This is a genomic window from Ruegeria sp. YTSA135 (assembly GCF_059610165.1).
In genome coordinates, this window is record NZ_JBXWNC010000022.1 from 1 (window position 1) to 15,617 (window position 15,617).

Sequence of the window (15,617 nt, forward strand, 5' to 3'; positions counted from 1 at the left end):
CCGATGCCCGAAAGTCTTTCTGTCCGAAATCGCCCTCGCGGCTCTCGTCATCTACTGGCTATGAGTCCTGAGCGTAGACATCGGGGTCTTTGATGAAGCTACGAAAAGTTCTGTTTACGCAGCACAGACCCAAGCTGCGAAGGCCAGGGGCATTTCAAACTGTCCGCTGTGCGCAGTTGGCCATGATTCTAACAAAGCGAAGATTTGGGCGATCAAAGAGATGGAGGCAGATCATGTTTCCGTTTGGAGCAAAGGCGGCGCGACCGCTGCGTCGAATTGCGAGATGCTCTGCAGGACGCACAATCGCGCCAAGGGTAATCGGTGAGGCTTTCTGGAAGCCGATGGGGTCGCTCTAAATCGCGTGAAACAGAGGTGACAATCGGATTCATTCTGCTTCGCGAAATACTCGTGATCGCTGCGTTGTAAAAAAACGGTAGTTAACCAGTGGCTTCTTTGGGCCGGTCACATCCCGAAGGCGCACCGGTGTTTGCAGATTCGCAGCGTCCGCTTTCCTGCGCACAGTTGTCATTTGTGGTGCTTGGAGATGCAAACGAAGCGAAGGTCCGGCTTGGTGGCCTGTCCCGAATATTGTGGCCCTACGTCCCGGAGGTCGCGTCCGGCTCTAGTCATCGCCAATAACCGTGGCGCTGTCTGCCAATAGCCTCGCCGCACTACAGTGATCCAATAGGCACACTTCAATCTTTGTCACAGTGCTTCCATATTGCTTCCGGCCAGAAGAAGGTCTCGAACGACGCTCAACGCACACGCTTATACCTTCTTGTTCTTACTTAATAAAGTGGTGAGCCGTGCAGGATTCGAACCTGCGACCCACTGATTAAAAGTCTTATTAGCCCCTTTTTGATAGCATTATAGCCAAATCGATTGGACAGTATATTCTCTTAAATAACAAAAGTTTTAGCGTGCAGAGGTTTCTATAAGACCCTTCCCAACTCTCCACACTTTGCTTACCTTGTGCTTACCCAAGCCGTCCGAGACCAATATGCCCAACGTCAGATTAACAAAATCAAGTGTCGATCGCCTTTCAGCAACAAACCGGGACACGATATATTGGGACGACGGTCTGCCGGGTTTTGGACTTCGCGTGAAAACGACCGGCGTCAAAAGCTTCTTAGTTCAATATCGCAACAAACAAACCGGTCGGTCGAAACGCAAGACACTTGGGCGATATGGACCGACCTTGTCTTTGGGCGCCGCCCGCGAAATAGCACGCGCGCTTCTTGCTGACGTGGTACGTGGCGCAGATCCTGTCGCCGAAGCTCAAAGCCTAAGGCATTCACCAACGGTGAATTCACTTGCCACGCAATACATGACCGAACATGCGGAACCGAAGAAACGTCCCGGTAGCGTTCGGAATGATCGGTCAATGCTGGACAGATACATTCTCCCCAAGCTTGGGGATCTTAAAGTCATTGAAGTGACGCATCAGCATGTTCAGAAGCTTCACAATCAAATGCGTGATACGCCCTATCAAGCCAATCGCACTCTGGCGCTCATGTCGAAAATGTTTGAACTGTCTGTGCGCTGGGGTCAGCGTTCTGACAATCCGGCGCGCGGCATAGAAAAGTTCCCCGAGGAAAAGCGGGACCGCTGGTTGTCAGACGGTGAGCTGCAAAGACTTTTGGTGGCTCTGTCAGAGCATCCAAATCAGGTTGCAGCGAACGCTATTCGCCTGCAGCTCCTGACAGGCGCACGGATCGGCGAAGTGCTGAAGGCAAAATGGGAAGACTTCGATTTGGACCGCGCGGTCTGGACAAAGCCGTCGCACCACACAAAGCAAAAGCGACGAGAGCACCTGCCGATTTCGTCAGCAACCTGTGACTTGCTTACGGCAATGAAAGCAGGGGCATCTCCTGAAAGTCGTTGGTTGTTTCCGGGACGCTCTCCGGACCAACCGTACAAAGATCTGAAGAAGTTTTGGAGCTCGGTCACCAAATCAGCAGGTCTTCAAGACTACCGTATCCACGACAATCGGCATACGCATGCGTCGCATCTCGTTTCCAGCGGTCTGAGTCTGCCTATAGTCGGTCGATTGCTTGGACACACGAACCCGTCTACCACGCAACGCTACGCGCACCTCGCAGATGACCCGTTGCGGCAGGCAGCGGATGTGATGGGTAAGAAGATCAGCGGTGGCAGTTCCTGAAACCTGAGAATTTCCTGTGCTGAAGACACGCGAGCGGCAATTAGACTGCAGCTGTCGGCACAGTGTCGATGTTTGGAACGGAAGGGAATGGACGGAGATATAAGATGTCCAAATCTCTACTTCCCGTTGTCACAACGCGTCGTCCGCCTTGGAACAAAGGCAGACTAGTCGGACAGAAGCGGCCATTGCAGTCAAAGCAAGTCTGGGCCATTCGCGCTCGGCTCGAACTTGCAAACAAGCTGAGAGACCTAGCATTGTTCAATCTTGCCATCGATAGCAAGTTGCGCGGGTGCGATCTCGTCCGCCTGAGGGTTAACGATCTCGCCGTCGGCAATTCTGTTCGGGATCGGGTATCCGTTGTTCAACGTAAAACTGCGAAGCCAGTGCAATTTGAAGTGACGGAGAATACACGTGAAGTCGTGTCGCAATGGGTCTCTTCTCAATACATGCATGGACAACGGTATCTGTTTCCAAGTCGTATGCATGCTTTGCCGCATCTTTCGACCCGGCAATACGCTAGGCTTTTCCGGGAATGGGTGTCAGCGATTGGTCTCGATCCGTCCAGTTACGGCACGCATTCGCTTAGGCGCACCAAAGCGGCTTTGATATACAGAAAGACCGGAAACCTACGTGCCGTTCAACTTCTGCTCGGTCACAGCAAAGTGGACAGTACGGTGCGTTACCTTGGCGTCGAGCTTGAAGACGCGCTTAGTATTGCCGAACGTATCAATCTTTAACGATTTAGGCGGGCGGGATCGTCCGCTCGCCGCTCCCAAGCAGACTTTCGGAATCTCCCGTTAATCTTCCGCTTCGAGCCCAAAGCGATCATTGAATATTTACGAAATCCGGACGACTGTGGGATAGGATACCGCGAGAAGCGCTGCAATTTCGCACAGCTTTCGGCAGTAAAAATTTGGCGCCGACAGATGGCCATGGTCTTTCGCGCTGATTGGCGTTTATCGGCTCAAGACTTTGAAAACGGCTTGTTTGTCCAGAAATCAAACAACATTTTCGCTATCTCGGTCTGGTGATGTGCATAGACCACCACATCGAGCTTTTCCTTGCCCAGTTGGTTGCGTAGCGAGATCAATTCACCACTCTCAATTTCCTTGTGCACCATGCTGAACGGCAACCAACCAACACCGAGACCGTTCAGGATCATTTCTTTTGCCCCACTTGAAAAGGCCGTCTGGCAAACGGGGTTTTTGCTGAAATCCGCGGTTCCGAAAGGGAGTTTGCTCTTGTTCAATGCTTCGCCAAAGTAGCTGTTTTCGGGATAGACAATGGCCGGCGTATCCAAAGGTACGTCACCGGTTCCGTGCACTGCGTACCGCAATCCGCCACCGATGACCGGAATGAGGTAGTCGTGACCCCAAGCGCCGCGAAGAATGCCTGCTCCGAACGGCATTGGGGCGACGGTTTGCGTCTCATAGCATAGCAGCATGTTGGTATCGCCGCGCAAGAACAGTGTGACACAATCGTTCAGATTGGCAGTTCTGAGACGAAAACGGAGCCCCTTGAACGTGGCACGCGCACGCAGCGCCATATCGGGGAAGGTGGAGACGACCGATGCATGTGTCGCGGCGATCGTCACAATCGAAACGGTGGGGCCGTGTTGCGCAATTTTTGTGCGCAGGTCATTTAGCCTAACGATCAAAGAGCGGATTTCGGCTTCGTTCGAGGCCAGTGCCGGACTGATCTCTATTCGGTTCGATTTGCGATTGAGAACGTCAATCCCCAGCCACTCCTCAAAACTGCGAATACGCCTTGAGAACGCTGGTTGCGTAATGTTTCTGCGGGCCGCGGCCCGCGTCATGCTCCGCTCTTCCAGAAGGGCCAAAACATCATCAAACCACAGCATATTCATCCGCATCTCCCTAACACCCTAAGAAAATGTATGAGCAGCCTGCAAAATATGCACTGTTTTTCCGCTTTTTCTTTTGAAAGTGTTTGGCTGTAGGCAAAAGCAGGGAGAGTGTAGTGGCTGAGACAATTCAGATGAACGGCGGTGACGCGATAGTCGCGCCGGAGATGGTTTTGAGCTTGTGCAAGGAGCTATCGCTGACGCTGGCGAAATTTCCCCGGGTATCGCTTGGTCATCTTCCTACGCCGTTGGAGCCGATGGATCGCCTGAGCGAGGCTTTGGGTGGTCCTCGGTTTTGGGTCAAACGGGATGATTGCACTGGCCTCTCGTCGGGTGGGAACAAGACCCGTAAGCTGGAATTTCTGATGGCTGACGCAGTCCAGAAAGGCGCAGATACAATCATCACGCAAGGGGCGACGCAATCTAATCACGCGCGCCAGACAGCAGCGGCGGCCGCAAAACTTGGCCTTGCGTGCCATATCCTGCTTGAGGATCGTACGGGTTCCAATGACCCGAACTATATTCTGAATGGAAACGTCCTGTTGGATCGATTGCATGGTGCCAGTGTCTCCAAGCGTCCCGGTGGCGCAGACATGAACGCCGAGATGGAAGCCTGCGCTGCGCAGATGAAGACAGAAGGCAAAAACCCTTACATCATCCCGGGCGGTGGATCAAACCCGATCGGGGCATTGGGCTACGTAAACTGCGCGCGCGAGTTATGCGAACAGGCCGCCAATGCCGGGTTGAAAATTGATGCGCTGGTACATGCGACCGGCAGCTCGGGCACACAAGCCGGATTAGTCGCCGGTCTTGCCGCCCTAGAAAGTGACATTCACCTTTTGGGCATCGGCGTGCGGGCCCCGCAAGACAAACAGGAAGGCATGGTCCATGATCTGGCCGTACGTACTGTCGAGTATATGGAGACGGGTACGCCCATTGCGCGCGAAAATGTGCGCGCAAACTGCGACTACGTCGGTGCAGGATATGGTCTTCCGACCAAAGGGATGATTGACGCGCTCAAGCTGTTGGCCCGCACCGAAGGGCTTCTGTTCGACCCGGTCTATTCCGGTAAAGGGTTGGATGGTCTCATCGACCAAACCCGCAAAGGCTATTTCGACGGCATGGACAATGTCGTCTTTCTGCACACCGGCGGAAGTGCAGCCCTGTTTGGCTATCCCGAAACTTTCGAACTTCCTGGCTACGTGGCCTGAAAATAAACAACAAACCAACAAGGAGATATCAAATGACACTAAAAAAATACTTGATCAGCGCGGCTTTGGTTTCAGCTCTCGGCGCACCACTCGCCGCTGAAGAGGTTAAGATCGGTGTTCCCACTTGGACCGGAGCACAGGCTATTGCCCATGTCTTGGGTGAGATCGTGACCACCCGCATTGGCGGCACAGTGGAGTATGTGCCGGGCAACAATGCCACGATTTTTCAAGCGATGGATCAGGGTAAGGGTGACATCGACGTTCACCCTGATGTATGGCTGCCAAATCAGGAAGCGTTCACCAAGCAATACGTTGATGGTGCCGGCACCGTGACGTTGTCATCGAACCCCTACCAGGGCAACCAGGGTTTCTGCGTCTCCAAAGACTTTGCCGCAGAGATGAACATCACCGACATCGCGGATCTTGGACGCCCCGATGTGGCGGCTGCGATGGACAGCGATGGCAATGGTAAGGGTGAGATGTGGATCGGTGCGCCCGGCTGGGCCTCGGCCAATGTCAACGAGGTGAAGGTTCGCGACTATGGCCTGTTGGATTTCATCGATCCGATCCGCGCCGAGGAAGCTGTGAAGACCGCGCGCATCAAGGACAGTATTGCCAAAAAAGAAGGATATGCCTTCTACTGCTATGAGCCGCATGCTGTTTGGTACATGTTTGACGTAGTGATGCTGACCGAACCGACTTATGACCCTGAAAAATACGTGATGGTGCAACCCTCCGACGACCCTGACTGGTACAACAAGTCGATGGTAGCCAGTAAGGACGCTCTGAAGGAAGTTCAGATCGCCTGGTCCAACTCGCTTGCGGATCGCTCGCCGGCGATTGCGGAATTCTTCGCCAACTTCTCCCTGACCGCCGATGACGTGAGCTCGCTGGCCTTCGAGATCAGTGCCAATGGGCGCGATGCTGAGGAAGTTGCGGCCGAATGGGTTAACGCCAATTCCGAGCGCGTAGATTCGATGCTGGGTCTCTGAGCCAGGCCAAAAAAACAACGGGCAGCACCTAGCGGTGCCGCCCCACTTGAAGGCACGCACGGGTGGGCGGATGAGCGACGAGACTGTAATCGAAATTTCCAACATCTGGAAAATCTTCGGGGCAAAACCCGAGGCCGCTCTTGAAGCCATTCGTGCGCGGGGGCTGACCAAGGCTGAAGTCCTTGCTGAATTCAACGCGGTGGTGGGCGTGGCCGATGTCAGCCTCAACGTCAAACGCGGTGAGATCTTCTGTATCATGGGCCTATCAGGGAGCGGCAAATCCACACTCGTACGCCATTTCAATCGCCTGCTCGAACCAACGGCCGGCAAGATCGAGATCGAGGGCACGGACGTCATGGCACTCGGCACAAAGGAACTTCAGGCTTTCCGCAACCGGAAAATCGGGATGGTCTTCCAGAATTTTGCGCTGATGCCCCACCGTTCAGTCCTTGATAACGTAGCAATGCCCCTGGAAATCCGCCAGGTCGCCAAGAACGAGCGTATGCGGCAGGCAGCCGCCATTCTCGACATTGTCGAATTGGGGGCTTGGGGGTCGAAATTCGCTCACGAACTCTCTGGCGGCATGCAGCAACGTGTGGGGCTTGCCCGTGCGCTCGCGGCCAACCCTGATGTTCTACTGATGGATGAGCCCTTCTCCGCACTTGATCCCCTGATCCGGCGGCAGTTGCAGGATGAGTTCATCCGGCTGTCCAAAATCCTCAAAAAGACCACGATCTTCATCACTCATGATCTGGATGAGGCCGTCCGTATAGGAGATCGGATTGCCATCATGCGTGACGGCAAGATGGTGCAGATCGGCTCGGCAGAGGACATTGTCATGCATCCCGCTGATGACTACGTTGCTGATTTCGTGGCCGGGATATCGCGCCTGAAGGTGGTGCATGCTCATGCGGCGATGCAGCCCTTGGACAGCTACTTCGCCACGCACGGCCCGCTGCCCGCTGACATCGACCGGGTGGACCACAATGAGACACTTTCCGCTTTAATTACGCGAGCCATCGACGATGAACGGCCGGTTCTGGTGTCCGAAGGCGGCGAAGATAGAGGTGTCATCACTCGCGCAGATCTGTTGCGCACCGTGATTGAAGGGACGGAAATGTCATGAGCGAAGATCTTGGTGTGAACCCCCTTGAAGACACAGAAAGCGAAGCCGCGCAGGCCTACGCCGAGGAACGCCGCGAGAATATCCGCACCTTTGTGCGCACAAGTCCCGACTACTACATCCGCAACTTCGACAAGATCGGATCGTCCGCGCGCTTTACGGCAACCTTCAATGTGATGGCCGGGCTTTTTGGTCCGATCTGGTTCGGCGCACGCGGACTTTGGTCATGGGCATTGGCCTTTCTTGTCGTCGAGGCAATCGGCTTTGTGCAGATAGCGCGGGGCCTATTCGGAGATCTGGGAGCGGATGCGCTGGCCCGTGTGACCTCGATCGAAGGTACGCTCGATTTGCGCTACCAGCAGCTTGCTGCAGCTCAAGAAAGCGGCTCGGATCGAGCCGCCGCCATCCAGCGCCAGATCGAAGGGCTGGAGGCCAACATTGAAGGTTTCCGCGCCGAGGCAGAGCTGCTCGCCGCGCAAGGTCCGTCGATTGCACTCACCGGGGTTATCATCTTGCTTGTGGCTAAGCTCATACAGGCTGTGGTCGCCAACTGGGCACTGGAGGCCCGGTTTTCTGACTGGCTCTCAGATCGCGCCATTCGCTCTGGCATGCCGGTCAGTCAGATTGTTTTTAGCGCGGGTTTCATGATCTTGTTGGTCGCGACCGCAATGATCCACTACAGTTTCCCCGGCCGTTTTTCATTTCTTAGCGAGTTTCCGACGGATAACTCAATCCGCCTGGCCAGTATTGACAGCGTAGAGGGTTTTATCGCCTGGTGCGTCGCCAACAGTGTGGCGTTCTTTGACGGTCTCACCGCGGCCATTCGCTGGTTGCTGGATGCCATGGAGGTTGCGTTAGTTCAAACCCCTTGGATAGTGGTGGCCGCGCTGATCGTTCTGTTGACCTGGCTCACGGCTGGGTTGCGCATGGCTATATGGTCTGGTGCCTTTCTGGCCTACATGGGCCTTCTCGGCTTCTGGGAAAAAGCTATGACCACTTTGGCGCTTCTCGGCACTGCGGCACTGCTTTCCATCGTGATTGGCATTCCTTTGGGCATGTTCTCTGCTCGCCGACCGCGGTTCTACGCTGTCATCCAGCCGATCATGGATTTCATGCAGACCATGCCTGCCTTTGTCTTCATGGTGCCTGTGATTGCCTTTTTTGGTGTTGGCAAGCCAGCGGCAGTCATTGTCACTATGATCTTCGGTGGGACACCCGTGGTACGCCTTACAGTTTTGGGTCTGCGTGGTGTTCCTGAGAGCGTGCGTGAAGCCGCGATCAGTTTTGGCGCCAACAAGTGGTACCTTCTCACCAAAGTTGATCTACCGCTCGCCAGCCCCTCCATTCGCGCAGGCATCAACCAGACAATCATGCTGTCATTGGCCATGGTCGTGGTGGCTTCTCTTATTGGCGCGAAAGGGCTGGGCGAAGACGTTCTCGAGGCGCTGCAATACGCCAATGTGGGCCAGGGTATCCTCGCAGGCTTTGCCATTCTCTTCTGCGCGATGATCCTTGATCGGATCGTTCAAGGTCAGCGAAAGTGACCCCCCTTGTCCTTGTTCATGGTTTCATGGGGGGCAGCGCACAATGGGATGGGTGTCGCGATACACTGCGGCAGCATGCAGATGTGATTGCCGTCGACCTGCCCGGATTTGGAGCAAATGCGCATCTGCCGCCAATTGACAGTATTGGCGGATATGCGGATTGGGTCGTCCAGTACCTCCGCAGCCTCGGAGTGGAGAGTTATCATCTGCTGGGTCACTCCATGGGCGGCATGATCGCTCAGGAAATCGCTTTGCGAGATCGTGAGAGGATTAACCGCCTTGTGCTTTACGCAACTGGCGCGGTCGGTGTTTTGCCAGGCAGGTTCGAGACCATTAAACAGAGTAAACAGCGCGCTTCGGAAGACGGCCCGGCGGCCACCGCACGTCGAATCGCAGCGACTTGGTTTCTGCATTGCGAAGCGGCACCGGGATATGAAGACTGCGCCGGGATCGCCGCTCAAGCCAAGCTGTCGGCCCTGGAGGCGGGCCTAGACGCGATGCAAGCCTGGTCAGGGGAACAGAACCTCTGCCAAATCCAGCAGGAGACACTCGTCCTTTGGGGCGATCAAGATCGGACATATCCCTGGAGCCAAATTCAATTGCTTTGGGAAACAATTCCCAATACATCACTAGCAGTTGTGCCAGGTTGCGCTCACGCTCTACATGCCGAGAGACCTGAATTTTTCACACGTTTAATCTCCGACTTTTTGGACCGCTGAGCAATCCCAACAACTTGGACGTTTGCAGGGCGGCAGCCAAGATCAGCTTTGTCCGCGGAGCGGTCATTCAGAAAAATTCGCCCAATGCCTGCTCTGCGGACTTTGCCGACCTTCGCGTAGGTCAAACTAACCGCTGGTTCCGGCCCACTCCCGACCTTCAAAGCTTGGGTAAATGCCGCAACACAGCTTCGCCGAAGCAGCCGTTCGTACAAGTCGCAGCATCTCCCCGACAAAAAGTCCTAGATGCGAACAATGCAGACTTCTGCTTGCGCAAATGTCAACTCCGATCTGCTTGGAGTTAGCCGGTACCAATGGTGTCCAAGAAGAGAGAAAAGAGCTCGCCCTGCGAGTTGATCCTCAGCTTCGAGTAAACGTTGCGGCGGTGAATGCGCACGGTTCCTGGCGAGATGGAGAGCATCTTCCCGATCGCCTCGGAAGAATGGCCTCGAAGGGTCAGTTCAACGATCTGACCCTCCCTTTCAGTGAGAGCGCCATCGCCGATCGTATTAAAGGCGTCTGCAACCCTCTGGTTCAGGATGTCCGATGTCTTCTTGCTGGGGCCCGACCTGTCGACATTCGACCAGTGCCGGCGACAGAGGGCTTCGACGATCGGGTGGATCTCGGACAGCACGCGCATCTCAGTCTTGCTGAACTTCTTTTCTGTCCGCATCAGTGAGACGACGATCTGAAGTTCCTTATCCACATCAATCAGAAACCCGACCTCTTCCGCCAGGCCCGTCTGTGCGTAATAGCTTCGGTAGTACTCACCTTGATAGAAACGATCCGGCGCGATTTCCTTCAGACGCCAGATGCCCGGTGGGGTATCGCCGATGCTCGCCAGAAAAAATGGATCGATGAGGTAAGGGCCCTCAAGGTAATCGTCGACATGGAGCTTTCGCCGTACAGGGGTGAAATCGTCAAATAGGGCAAGCGGCCGCTCTTTCCCGATATATCCGAATATCACTGTAAACTCGTAAGGCATCACGCTGCGCAAGCCTTCGGTGAGCGTTCCGGCAAAGGTCGGACAACCCAGAGCCTCGAGGCATAGCGCGGCTTGGCGGTTCCAATCTGTCGGCATCCTGATCCTCAACTTAAACAAAATGTATATAACAAAATGCATATTTACACAAACGTGCATTTTCCGACAAACTAGTTAAAACGCGTTATAGGCGTGGCCCCGCTTTTCTGCTCAGGTAAGCCATTGTTGGATCACGATCAGCCCACTGAAGGGATCGATACGCCCATCGCCGAGTTGCGCGGCGTCACCAAAAGGTTCGGTTCGCTTGTTGCGGTGGATGACATCGACCTCAGCATAGGGTCGGGCGAATTCCTGTCCTTCCTTGGTCCTTCAGGGTGTGGCAAGACAACCGCGCTCCGAATGCTGGCAGGCTTTGAAACCCCGAGCGAAGGGCAGGTGTTGATCGGAAACGAGGATGTTTCAAACCTCGAGCCGTATCGGCGACCCGTGAACATGGTTTTTCAGAGCTATGCGCTTTTTCCGCATATGACTGTCTCTCAGAACATCGCGTATGGGCTGGATCAGAGGCGGCCAAGATTGCCAAAGTCCGAAATCGCCGACCGGGTCCAGCGCGTGCTCGACACCGTCCGACTGGGCGAGTTCGGCACGCGGCGCATTTGGGAGATGTCGGGCGGACAACAGCAGCGTGTCGCCCTTGCACGCGCCATCGTCAACGAACCCAAGCTGCTTTTGCTGGACGAACCTCTTGCAGCACTTGACCGCAAGCTGCGCAAGGAAATGCAGATCGAATTGCAGGATATCCAGCGTCAACTGGGGATCACCTTCATCCTGGTCACACATGATCAGGAAGAGGCGCTCTCGCTATCCGACCGCATCTGCGTGATGCGCGCGGGCGGGATTGTGCAGGCCGGCAGCCCACAGGACCTCTACGATCGCCCGACAACGCGATACGTAGCTGACTTCGTTGGTACATCCAACTTCTTCGATGGTGCGGTCGAGAGAGCCGCTAATGGTGAAAGCGCGATTAAGCTGGGCAACGACCTGACCTATTCCGGTGCACTTGGCAGTGACATTGCTTCCGGCCAGCCGGGATGCCTCAGCATCCGTCCAGAGCAAATCCGACTGAGCCGTACCGAAGTGCCGGGTAGTCTCTCGGCGACGGTGCAGAACCGCATCTTCTTGGGCGAACACACCGAGTACGTTGTCCGTCACGAACATCTTGGAAACATTACCGCACTTGCGCCCCGTCAGGTGGACGCGGGATTATCAGCACTTGGGAAAGGCGACGCGGTCTGGGTCCATTGGACCCCGGATGCAGCCCTAATCCTGAGGCCTGAATGAAGGTCAAAGAGCAGCAACCATCCAACTGGGAGACACGACATGAGAGACAATTCATACATCTCAAAACGGAAATTCATGGAAGAGCTGCGGCGCTATGAAAAGGGCTCAGTCACGCGGCGACATTTCCTTGGCGTCACGGGGCTTGGCACCGCGACGGCAGTGATGGCGAGCGCCTTGCCTGGTCTCAGCCCATCACGCGCGCTGGCCGGTAGCCATATCGGCGACCGGGTCGTTCTTGCGACTTGGCCGAACTATCACGACCCTGAGAACTTCGAGATCTTCACCGATCAGACTGGAGCGTTCACGCAGGTAAACGTTTTCGGGTCGAATGAAGAAATGCTGGCCAAACTTCAGGCAGGCGGCAGCGGCTGGGATGTGTACGTGCCCACGAACTACACGATCACGACCTATGTTGAGGAAGACCTGATCGAGCCGCTCGATCTATCGAAACTTCCAAACTACGACCCCGATGCCTTCGACTCTCGCTTTGCCGATGCGGGGATCGTCGACGGGGTGGTCTATGCCGTGCCGAAGAACTGGGGTACCACCGGAATCGCTAGCAACACATCGCATTCGGGTGGTGCAGCCATTGACAGCTGGAAGGCGTTTTTTGACCGCACAATGGATGACTTCTCAGGTCGCACGATGGTGCACGACTACCAGTTGACCACGATCGGTGCGGCGCTGAACTATCACGGATATTCGTTCAACTCCGTCGACGAGGTAGAACTTGCCGATGCCGAAAAACTGCTGATTGACGTCAAGCCGCATCTCTTTGCGATCACGTCGGATTACCAGCCGGCAATGCGGTCTGGCGATGCCTGGCTCACCATCTGCTGGACGGGCGACGGCAAGCAATTGAACACCGACATCCCTGAGATCGCCTTTGCCCTCGGCAAAGAGGGCGGCGAATTGTGGAGCGACTATTACGCCATCCCGAAAGGTGCCCCGCACATGGAAGCGGCCTATGCGCTTATCAACTTCATGCTCGACCCCGAGGTCAACGCGCGCGAAGTCTTGGCCCACGGCTATCCAGTCGCGGACAGCCGCACCAACGCGTTGTTGCCGGAAGAGATCCTAAACGATCCGATCCTTTACCCGGCGGCCGAGCGCCTCAATGCGCTCGAATTCGGGGCGGCGGCAACCCTGACCGACCCGAACCGCGCCGAGTTGCTCGCGCGCTTCAAGTCGGCCTGATCGGACGACGGGGATGACGGAGCGCGAGAGAAACTGGCTTCTGGTCGCACCTGCGGGTGCCTGGCTGCTGGTGATGCTCGTGCTGCCGCTCTCTGTTGTGCTGATCTTCAGCTTTGGAGAGCGGGCGCCTGCCGGTGGATGGGTGCCCGCTTTCACGTTCGAGCAATATGCGAACCTGCCGGCGCGCCTTACCGCGTTCAAGAACACCCTTACACTCGCTCCATTGGGAACTCTCGCCGCGCTGATCATCGCCTATCCGCTGGCCTATCAGCTTGCAGTGCGAACAGATCCCAGATGGAAGACAATCCTGCTTGTTTTGGTGATTGTTCCGTTCTGGACCTCGATCCTTATCCGCAGCTATGCATGGATTTTCATTTTGGGCGGACAGGGACTGCCCGCGCTATTGGAAGTCTTCGGGATCGAAGGGATGCGGCTGATCTACACGCCCTTCGCGGTCACGGTCGGCATCGTCTACGGTTACCTGCCGCTGATGGTCTTTCCGATCTATGTGGCGCTGGACCGTCTTGACAAACGGCTTTTGGAAGCCTCGTCCGATCTTGGGGCGAGGCCGCTCACGACCTTTCTCAGGGTCACGCTGCCGATGTCAATCTCGGGCATCGCAACCGGGTGTATGTTGGTTTTTATTCTGCTGATGGGCGAGTTCCTGATCCCCGCGCTGCTTGGCGGAGGCAAGGTCTTCTTCGTCGGCAACGCGCTGGTCGATCTCTTCCTGCAATCTAGGAACTGGGCCTTTGGCTCCGCAGTGGCGGTCATGCTCATTCTCGTCATGCTGGTGACGGTCACGGTCTACATGCGTCTTATCGCCCGCCTGAGCGCCACGCGTGAAGACGTGTCAATCATGTGAGGCCCTGATCGATGCGCGTCTACTCCCTTTTCGTCTACGTGTTCCTCTACACACCGATCGCCATCATTGCGCTCTTCAGTTTCAGCGCCGGCCGCAGTGCCAGTCAGTTCGAAGGGTTTTCCCTCAAGTGGTATGGACGGGCCCTCAACAATCCGTTCGTGATGGACGCGCTTGGTAATAGCCTCATTGTGGCCTTCGTGTCCGCAACACTAGCCAGCATTCTGGGCACACTGGCGGCCGTCGGTCTGCAAGGAATCAAAGGACCCGCACGCGCATTCTTCGACGCGATCATATACATTGCGGTGATGATCCCGGGCATCGTGATCGGGATTGCGACGCTCATAGCTCTGGTGACGGTTTTCGATGTGGTCAACCCATGGCTGGCCAGCGTCTGGCCGGAAGGCCGCGAGCCGCCGGCCCTGTCGATGGGCATGCCCTCGCTCATTGCCGCCCATACCATGTTCACACTGGCGCTGGTCGTCCTGATTGTGCGCGCCCGGCTGCAGGGACTCGAGGGCGCGTTGTCTGAAGCCTCTGCCGACCTCTATGCACCACCCTTGCGGACGTTTCGGCTGATTACGCTTCCGCTGATCGCACCGGCGATCCTGGCCGGGTTTCTGCTGAGCTTCACCTTCAGCTTCGATGACTTCATTATTGCTTTTTTCGTGGCCGGTTCTGAGACGACGCTACCCATCTACATCTTTTCCTCGATCCGGCGTGGCGTGACGCCTGAGGTGAATGCCATCGGAACCATGGTGATGCTCGCATCCCTTGTCCTTTTGGTGATCGCACAACTCATTCTCCGGCGCAGTGACAAGCGCTAAGTGCCAAATATTGGGAGGTTTGAATGCTGCTTAAGGATCGCGTTGCTTTCGTAACAGGTGCGGGTTCGGGAATTGGCGCTGCAGGAGCTGAGGCGTTGGCACGTGCAGGCGCTTTTGTCGCTGTTACCGACAAGGATGGCGCAGCCGCCGCAGAGGTTGCGTTGCGCATCACAAACGCGGGAAACAAGGCCAAGGCGCTCGAGGTTGATGTCACCAATGATGCTGAACTCGTCTCGGCGATTGCCGATTTGGCGCGGGTCGAGGGACGGCTGGATATCCTTCATTCCCACGCGGGCGTGCAGATCGAAGGCAAGCTGGAACAGGTGGCGGTCGCGGACATGGACCTGTCGTGGAGGCTCAATGTCCGCTCCCATTTCGTTGCCGCCCAAGCGGCGCTAGCGCCGATGCGTCGCCAGGGCAAGGGAAGCATCATCATCACATCTTCGAATTCCGGCGTTCAGTACGACCGCGAGATGATTGCCTATGCCACGACAAAGCACGCGGTTCTCGCGATGACGCGCCAGATGGCCGCCGATTACGCAAAGGAAAACATACGATTCAATGCGCTCTGTCCCGGGTTTATCGACACGCCCTTCAACCTCGGTTTCGAAGTCCAGATGGGAGGACGCGACAAGCTGGAGGAATACATCCGCGATGCTATCCCGATGGGCCGCTTCGGTACTGTCGACGAAATCGCGGATGCCATCGTATTCTTGGCGTCGGACAAATCGTCATTCATGACTGGTCACGCCTTTGTGGTCGATGGTGGCGAATGCATCTGAGTACGCAGTAAG

Annotated in this window: 15 protein-coding genes; 13 read left to right on the plus strand and 2 right to left on the minus strand. The window is 55.9% G+C overall.

Going from position 1 to position 15,617, the window contains the following annotated elements:
* Window positions 1-220: 220 nt before the first annotated feature.
* The 3 genes from AC2FIT_RS20315 (at window position 221) to AC2FIT_RS20325 (ending at window position 2,901) form a co-directional block, all read left to right on the plus strand.
* Window positions 221-325, plus strand: coding sequence for an HNH endonuclease (locus AC2FIT_RS20315; RefSeq protein WP_496831949.1), 105 nt, complete (start codon window positions 221-223; stop codon window positions 323-325).
* A 675-nt stretch (window positions 326-1,000) separates the two neighbouring features.
* Window positions 1,001-2,164, plus strand: a complete 1,164-nt coding sequence (locus tag AC2FIT_RS20320; protein ID WP_496831951.1) for a tyrosine-type recombinase/integrase — start codon at window positions 1,001-1,003, stop codon at window positions 2,162-2,164.
* Window positions 2,165-2,268: 104 nt separating this feature from the next.
* A complete protein-coding gene (locus tag AC2FIT_RS20325) occupies window positions 2,269-2,901 on the plus strand; it encodes a tyrosine-type recombinase/integrase (protein WP_496831953.1) in 633 nt (210 codons plus the stop codon).
* A gap of 227 nt (window positions 2,902-3,128) precedes the next feature.
* Here AC2FIT_RS20325 and AC2FIT_RS20330 read toward each other — a convergent pair whose 3' ends face one another.
* Window positions 3,129-4,031 carry a LysR family transcriptional regulator gene (locus AC2FIT_RS20330; protein ID WP_496831954.1) on the minus strand — a complete coding sequence of 301 codons (903 nt, stop codon included), beginning with the start codon at window positions 4,029-4,031 and terminating at the stop codon, window positions 3,129-3,131.
* A 194-nt stretch (window positions 4,032-4,225) separates the two neighbouring features.
* Here AC2FIT_RS20330 and cuyA point away from each other — a divergent pair, with 194 nt between their 5' ends.
* The 5 genes from cuyA (at window position 4,226) to AC2FIT_RS20355 (ending at window position 9,617) form a co-directional block, all read left to right on the plus strand.
* Complete coding sequence (gene cuyA, locus AC2FIT_RS20335) at window positions 4,226-5,239, plus strand: D-cysteate sulfo-lyase (RefSeq protein ID WP_496832025.1); 1,014 nt, start codon at window positions 4,226-4,228, stop codon at window positions 5,237-5,239.
* Window positions 5,240-5,271: 32 nt separating this feature from the next.
* A complete protein-coding gene (locus AC2FIT_RS20340; RefSeq protein ID WP_496831955.1) occupies window positions 5,272-6,231 on the plus strand; it encodes an ABC transporter substrate-binding protein in 960 nt (319 codons plus the stop codon).
* A gap of 70 nt (window positions 6,232-6,301) precedes the next feature.
* On the plus strand, window positions 6,302-7,357 hold the full coding sequence (locus AC2FIT_RS20345) for a quaternary amine ABC transporter ATP-binding protein (protein WP_496831957.1): 1,056 nt from the start codon (window positions 6,302-6,304) through the stop codon (window positions 7,355-7,357).
* The gene (locus AC2FIT_RS20350; protein WP_496831959.1) at window positions 7,354-8,898 is read left to right on the plus strand and encodes an ABC transporter permease subunit; all 1,545 of its coding nucleotides are present in this window, start codon (window positions 7,354-7,356) and stop codon (window positions 8,896-8,898) included. The genes AC2FIT_RS20345 and AC2FIT_RS20350 overlap by 4 nt, the downstream gene beginning before the upstream one ends.
* The gene (locus AC2FIT_RS20355) at window positions 8,895-9,617 is read left to right on the plus strand and encodes an alpha/beta fold hydrolase (RefSeq protein WP_496831960.1); all 723 of its coding nucleotides are present in this window, start codon (window positions 8,895-8,897) and stop codon (window positions 9,615-9,617) included. The genes AC2FIT_RS20350 and AC2FIT_RS20355 overlap by 4 nt, the downstream gene beginning before the upstream one ends.
* A 298-nt stretch (window positions 9,618-9,915) precedes the next feature.
* Here the strand turns inward: AC2FIT_RS20355 and AC2FIT_RS20360 are convergent, their stop codons facing one another.
* A complete protein-coding gene (locus AC2FIT_RS20360; protein ID WP_496831962.1) occupies window positions 9,916-10,695 on the minus strand; it encodes a helix-turn-helix transcriptional regulator in 780 nt (259 codons plus the stop codon).
* Window positions 10,696-10,788: 93 nt separating this feature from the next.
* On the opposite strand from AC2FIT_RS20360, the gene AC2FIT_RS20365 reads away from it, so the two are divergent.
* From AC2FIT_RS20365 to AC2FIT_RS20385, 5 genes are all read left to right on the plus strand, one after another.
* The gene (locus AC2FIT_RS20365) at window positions 10,789-11,937 is read left to right on the plus strand and encodes an ABC transporter ATP-binding protein (RefSeq protein WP_496831963.1); all 1,149 of its coding nucleotides are present in this window, start codon (window positions 10,789-10,791) and stop codon (window positions 11,935-11,937) included.
* Between the two features lie 75 nt (window positions 11,938-12,012).
* On the plus strand, window positions 12,013-13,134 hold the full coding sequence (locus tag AC2FIT_RS20370; RefSeq protein ID WP_496831965.1) for an ABC transporter substrate-binding protein: 1,122 nt from the start codon (window positions 12,013-12,015) through the stop codon (window positions 13,132-13,134).
* 13 nt (window positions 13,135-13,147) lie between these two features.
* Complete coding sequence (locus tag AC2FIT_RS20375; protein ID WP_496831967.1) at window positions 13,148-13,999, plus strand: ABC transporter permease; 852 nt, start codon at window positions 13,148-13,150, stop codon at window positions 13,997-13,999.
* A gap of 11 nt (window positions 14,000-14,010) precedes the next feature.
* On the plus strand, window positions 14,011-14,823 hold the full coding sequence (locus AC2FIT_RS20380; protein WP_496831968.1) for an ABC transporter permease: 813 nt from the start codon (window positions 14,011-14,013) through the stop codon (window positions 14,821-14,823).
* A gap of 23 nt (window positions 14,824-14,846) precedes the next feature.
* On the plus strand, window positions 14,847-15,605 hold the full coding sequence (locus AC2FIT_RS20385; protein ID WP_496831970.1) for an SDR family NAD(P)-dependent oxidoreductase: 759 nt from the start codon (window positions 14,847-14,849) through the stop codon (window positions 15,603-15,605).
* The last annotated feature ends 12 nt before the right edge of the window (window positions 15,606-15,617 follow it).

What these genes read in the sequence shown, in the direction of transcription:
- AC2FIT_RS20315 (WP_496831949.1), top strand. Translation starts at nt 221, where the DNA reads ATGGAGGCAGATCATGTTTCCGTTTGGAGCAAAGGCGGCGCGACCGCT.
- AC2FIT_RS20320 (WP_496831951.1), top strand. Translation starts at nt 1,001, where the DNA reads ATGCCCAACGTCAGATTAACAAAATCAAGTGTCGATCGCCTTTCAGCA.
- AC2FIT_RS20325 (WP_496831953.1), top strand. Translation starts at nt 2,269, where the DNA reads ATGTCCAAATCTCTACTTCCCGTTGTCACAACGCGTCGTCCGCCTTGG.
- AC2FIT_RS20330 (WP_496831954.1), bottom strand. Translation starts at nt 4,031, where the DNA reads ATGAATATGCTGTGGTTTGATGATGTTTTGGCCCTTCTGGAAGAGCGG.
- AC2FIT_RS20340 (WP_496831955.1), top strand. Translation starts at nt 5,272, where the DNA reads ATGACACTAAAAAAATACTTGATCAGCGCGGCTTTGGTTTCAGCTCTC.
- AC2FIT_RS20345 (WP_496831957.1), top strand. Translation starts at nt 6,302, where the DNA reads ATGAGCGACGAGACTGTAATCGAAATTTCCAACATCTGGAAAATCTTC.
- AC2FIT_RS20350 (WP_496831959.1), top strand. Translation starts at nt 7,354, where the DNA reads ATGAGCGAAGATCTTGGTGTGAACCCCCTTGAAGACACAGAAAGCGAA.
- AC2FIT_RS20360 (WP_496831962.1), bottom strand. Translation starts at nt 10,695, where the DNA reads ATGCCGACAGATTGGAACCGCCAAGCCGCGCTATGCCTCGAGGCTCTG.
- AC2FIT_RS20370 (WP_496831965.1), top strand. Translation starts at nt 12,013, where the DNA reads ATGGAAGAGCTGCGGCGCTATGAAAAGGGCTCAGTCACGCGGCGACAT.
- AC2FIT_RS20375 (WP_496831967.1), top strand. Translation starts at nt 13,148, where the DNA reads ATGACGGAGCGCGAGAGAAACTGGCTTCTGGTCGCACCTGCGGGTGCC.
- AC2FIT_RS20380 (WP_496831968.1), top strand. Translation starts at nt 14,011, where the DNA reads ATGCGCGTCTACTCCCTTTTCGTCTACGTGTTCCTCTACACACCGATC.
- AC2FIT_RS20385 (WP_496831970.1), top strand. Translation starts at nt 14,847, where the DNA reads ATGCTGCTTAAGGATCGCGTTGCTTTCGTAACAGGTGCGGGTTCGGGA.